1 protein-coding gene is annotated in these 1,206 nt (G+C 78.7%); it reads right to left on the reverse strand.

The window, feature by feature from the left end; all coding sequences use genetic code 11:
* Nucleotides 1-296: 296 nt before the first annotated feature.
* Nucleotides 297-830, reverse strand: a complete 534-nt coding sequence (locus AAHZ94_RS34340) for a hypothetical protein (RefSeq protein ID WP_349997594.1) — start codon at nt 828-830, stop codon at nt 297-299.
* Between the last annotated feature and the right edge of the window lie 376 nt (nt 831-1,206).

Here is a 1,206-nt window from a genome sequence, read left to right on the forward strand (position 1 = left end):
GGGCGCGGGGGGGGGGGGGGGGGGGGGGCCGCGCCGGCGCGCCCGCCCCGGGGGGGGGGGCGGCGGGCGGCCCGCCCCCCCCCCCCCCCGCCGGGGGGGGGGCGCGGCGCCCGAGCCGTGTGGTGGTGCGTGGTGGGGTGCGCGGGCCCGGAGCCTGGCGCCGGGCCGCGGGTAGCTGCGGGCGTCTGTGCGCGGGCCGCGGCCCGCGTGGAGCATGGGCGGCTTGCGCGGGCCGCGGGGCCCGGCGGCTTGCGCGGGCCGGAGGCGGCTCGGCGGCCAGGAGTAGGGGCGCGGGGTCAGCCGCCGAGGCCGCCGGTGTTCTTGAGGTCGTCCAGGTCCCCGAGGTCGCCCAGGTCACCTAGGTCGGTGGGGAGGCCGGAGGGGGTGGGGATGGCGTCGCCGGGCTTCGGCTGGAGGAAGACGTCGTTCTCGGAGAGCGCGTCCCAGTCGACGGTGAGGCTGCCGTCCGCGCCCGGCGTGACCTTGCCCATGGTGCGGTCGGTGTTGCCGTCGGCGCACTTGAGCATCAGCGTGTTCTGCTGGTAAGTGCCGGTGCAGGCGCGCGGGCCCGCCAGGACGGCGGTCTTGTCCTTGATGACGAGCACCAGGCGCTGCCCGTCGCCGGCGGCCTTGGTCAGGTACGTGCCCTCGACCTTCGCGCCCTCGCCGGCGTCGTCCGCCGGCGCATCGCTCGGCTGCTGCTCGGCCCCCGTGGGCGTCTGCTTCGCCTTGTCGCCGTCCTTGTCGCCGTCGCCGTCGCTGCTGCCGCACCCCGTGACGAGCAGGGCGGCGAGGACCGACGCACCAGCGATCGTGGCTGCCTTGCGCACGCGCTTCTCCATCCGTTCCGACCGTCCCGTCCCCCGGAACGGCCGCTGTACTTGGTCAGGAGCCTGACAACGTAGCAGCAGGGCCGCCTGCCCCGGCCGCCGGACGGACCGATTCCGCGGACTCCTACGGGCCGTTCGACGACTGCCCGAGGTCTCTTGCCCGTACCCGGGGCCCTCCCACGCTCACCGGCGCTCCCGCAACGCGTTCCGGGGGCCTTCCCCGTACCCGTACCCGAACCCGAACCCGTATGACGGTGCCCCGTCCCGCGCGGGGGGGGCGGGGGCCCCGGGGGGCGGGGGGGGGGCGGGGGCCGGCCCGGGCCCGGGGCGGGGCGCCGGGGGGGGGGGTGGGGGGGGGGCGGTAGGGGGTGGGGGG

This window comes from Streptomyces sp. HSW2009, assembly GCF_040240285.1.
Taxonomy (GTDB): Bacteria; Actinomycetota; Actinomycetes; order Streptomycetales; family Streptomycetaceae; genus Streptomyces.